This window comes from Flavobacterium sp. (assembly GCF_028712645.1).
Classification (GTDB): domain Bacteria; phylum Bacteroidota; class Bacteroidia; order Flavobacteriales; family Flavobacteriaceae; genus Flavobacterium.
Genome location: NZ_JAQTPQ010000324.1, coordinates 1 through 3,398, shown reverse-complemented (window position 1 = coordinate 3,398; position 3,398 = coordinate 1). Strand labels below are relative to the sequence as shown.

The following is a 3,398-nucleotide window of genomic DNA, read 5'->3' as shown; positions in this document are numbered from 1 at the left end:
TTGCTGTGCATTTGCACAATCATCATTTGAAACATAAGGTTTCTAAAGCACGTATCAGAGAAATTATTGTTGATGCTTTAGACATTGAAAGAGAATTTATTACTGAGTCGATTCCTGTGAGTTTGATAGGTATGAATGCTGTTTTAATGACTCAATACTTAGAGTTTGTTACAGATAGATTGTTGGTGGAGTTAGGTTGCAAAAGAGAATACAACACCGCAAACCCTTTTGATTTTATGGATATGATTTCGCTTCAGGGAAAGACAAACTTCTTTGAAAAGAAAGTAGGCGAATACCAAAAGACAGGAGTTATGAATACCGATTCTGATGCTCAAAAAATTAGCTTCGACGCTGATTTTTAAAGAATAGTAAAAAATTTAACCATTAAGATATTAAGTTAATTAAGACTTAATGAAACTTAATATCTTAATGGTTGAAAAAATAGATTCCCAAATCTTAACTGTTTTTAGCCCCGATAGCAGTGGAAATCCTTTTGTTTTTTCTTTAAAAAACAAAAGATTGCAACGAATAGCGGGAAAAAGCTTCAAAAAATTACAGGGATTAGTTTCCCAAAAACAATCACAAATACCCCGAAATAGAGAAGGGATTGTCTATTTCATAAAACTGAAAATTATGTACGTAGTAAAAAGAGATGGCCACAAAGAGCCTGTAATGTTTGATAAGATAACGGATAGAATTAAAAAACTATGCTACGGACTAAACAGTTTAGTCGAACCAGTGAAAGTGGCAATGCGTGTAATTGAAGGTTTGTATGATGGAGTTTCAACTTCAGAATTAGATAATCTTGCTGCCGAAACTGCTGCTTCAATGACAATTGCACATCCTGATTATGCCCAATTAGCGGCAAGAATTGCAATTTCGAATTTGCATTCTAATACTAAAAAATCTTTCTCAGAAACAATGAACGAAATGTTTCATTATGTAAATCCGAGAACGAATCTTGAAGCGCCTTTGCTTTCAGAAGAAGTGCATAAAGTGATTATGGAAAATGCCGAATTTTTAGATTCGCATATTATATACAATAGAGATTTTAACTACGATTATTTTGGCTTCAAAACCTTGGAACGCTCTTATTTATTGAAAATAAACGGAAAAATTGTTGAACGTCCGCAACATATGTTGATGCGTGTTTCGGTTGGAATTCACTTGAACGATTTGGATTCAGTGATAGAAACCTATGACTTGATGTCTAAAAAATTCTTCACTCACGCAACGCCTACATTATTCAACGCAGGAACTCCAAAACCTCAAATGTCTTCTTGTTTCCTTTTGGCAATGCAAGATGACAGCATTGATGGAATTTATGATACGTTGAAACAAACGGCAAAAATCTCGCAATCAGCCGGTGGAGTTGGGCTTTCAATTCACAACGTTCGTGCAACAGGTTCTTACATTCGTGGCACTAACGGAACTTCGAACGGAATTGTTCCAATGTTGAAAGTTTTCAACGATACAGCTCGTTATGTAGATCAAGGAGGAGGAAAACGTAAAGGAAGTTTCGCAATTTATATCGAAACTTGGCACGCTGACATCTTTGACTTCTTAGATTTGAAAAAAAATACTGGGAAAGAAGAAATGCGCGCCAGAGATTTATTTTTTGCGATGTGGACATCAGATTTGTTTATGAAACGCGTTCAGGAAGATTCTTATTGGACGTTAATGTGTCCTAACGAATGTCCAGGATTGTATGATGTTTATGGCGATGAATTTGAAAAATTATATATTTCTTACGAAGAAAGAGGAAAAGGTAGAAAAACCATCAAAGCTCGTGAATTGTGGGAGAAAATTCTAGAATCTCAAATCGAGACCGGAACGCCCTATATGTTGTACAAAGATGCAGCGAACAGAAAATCGAACCAGAAGAATCTTGGCACCATTCGTTCATCGAATTTGTGTACTGAGATTATGGAATTCACTTCTAAAGACGAGATTGCAGTTTGTAATTTGGCTTCTATTTCGTTGCCAATGTTTATCGAAAACGGAAAATTTGACCACCAATTATTGTTCAATGTGACAAAACGAGTAACTCGTAATTTGAACAAAGTAATCGATAGGAATTATTATCCAGTAAAAGAAGCCGAAAACTCAAATATTCGGCATCGTCCTGTAGGTCTTGGAGTTCAGGGTCTTGCCGATGCTTTTATTATGTTGCGTTTGCCTTTTACAAGCGACGAAGCCAAGAAATTAAATCAAGAAATTTTCGAAACTTTGTACTTTGCAGCAGTAACTGCTTCGATGGAAATGGCTAAAGAAGAAGGTCCATATTCTACGTTTGAAGGTTCGCCAATTTCGCAAGGTGAATTCCAACACAATCTTTGGGGATTGAAAGATGAAGAGCTTTCTGGTCGTTGGGATTGGGCATCTTTGAGAAAAGAGGTAATGGAAAACGGCGTGAGAAATTCACTTTTGATAGCGCCAATGCCAACGGCTTCGACTTCACAAATTTTAGGAAACAACGAAGCTTTCGAACCTTATACTTCCAATATTTATACAAGACGTGTGCTTTCGGGAGAATTTATCGTAGTGAACAAACACTTACTCGAAGATTTAGTAAAATTAGGTTTATGGAATGAAACTTTGAAGCAGGAATTAATGAGAAAGAACGGTTCGGTTCAAGAACTTGATATTCCAAAAGATTTGAAGGAATTGTATAAAACGGTTTGGGAAATGTCAATGAAAGATATTATTGATATGTCAAGACAAAGAGGTTATTTTGTAGATCAATCACAATCTTTGAACTTGTTTATGCAAGATGCCAATTATTCGAAATTGACTTCAATGCACTTCTACGCTTGGCAATCTGGATTGAAAACAGGAATGTATTATTTAAGAACAAAATCAGCAGTTGACGCGATAAAATTCACCTTGAATAACGATAAAAAAGCGGAACCAATTGAAGTAAAAGAACAACCAGTTGAGCAAAAATTACAGCCAATCGCTGTTTTAAACGAAGCTGTTGAAATGACCGCCGAAGAATATAGAGTAATGATTGAAATGGCCAAAAATGCTGGGCCAGAAGATTGCGAAATGTGTGGGTCTTAAAAAATCACAAATTAATAATAAAAAACAGCCATCTTAATGATGGCTGTTTTTTTTGGAATTATTTACTTCGTTAGTTCGCTTTGTAAGGATTGCTACATTGATTCTATATTGTCAATTATAATGGGATTATTTCAATAATAATTCACTATATTTGAGGAACTTATTGCTACAAAAAAACGTTTTTCATAATAATCAAAAATCTTCAAAATGGAAAATAAAAAATTTACTATCACAGATGATTTGGCGGCCTCAAGAGAGCAGCGGTTTATGAATTTTATTCTCGATTTTTTGATTGTGTATGTTATTTGGATAAGCCTTGGAACAACAGTTATTAT

At 35.0% G+C, this 3,398-nt stretch carries 2 protein-coding genes; both read left to right on the top strand.

Annotation, left to right across the window (positions count from 1 at the left end; all coding sequences use genetic code 11):
- The coding region (locus tag PHC28_RS17195) for a ribonucleotide-diphosphate reductase subunit beta (RefSeq protein WP_300103454.1) at window positions 1-362 on the top strand (362 nt) is incomplete at its 5' end.
- 271 nt (window positions 363-633) lie between these two features.
- Window positions 634-3,063, top strand: a complete 2,430-nt coding sequence (locus tag PHC28_RS17190) for a ribonucleoside-diphosphate reductase subunit alpha (RefSeq protein ID WP_300103456.1) — start codon at window positions 634-636, stop codon at window positions 3,061-3,063.
- The last annotated feature ends 335 nt before the right edge of the window (window positions 3,064-3,398 follow it).

Bases quoted from the DNA above. Each gene is read 5' to 3' on its own strand.
- PHC28_RS17190 (WP_300103456.1), top strand. From the start codon at position 634: ATGTACGTAGTAAAAAGAGATGGCCACAAAGAGCCTGTAATGTTTGAT.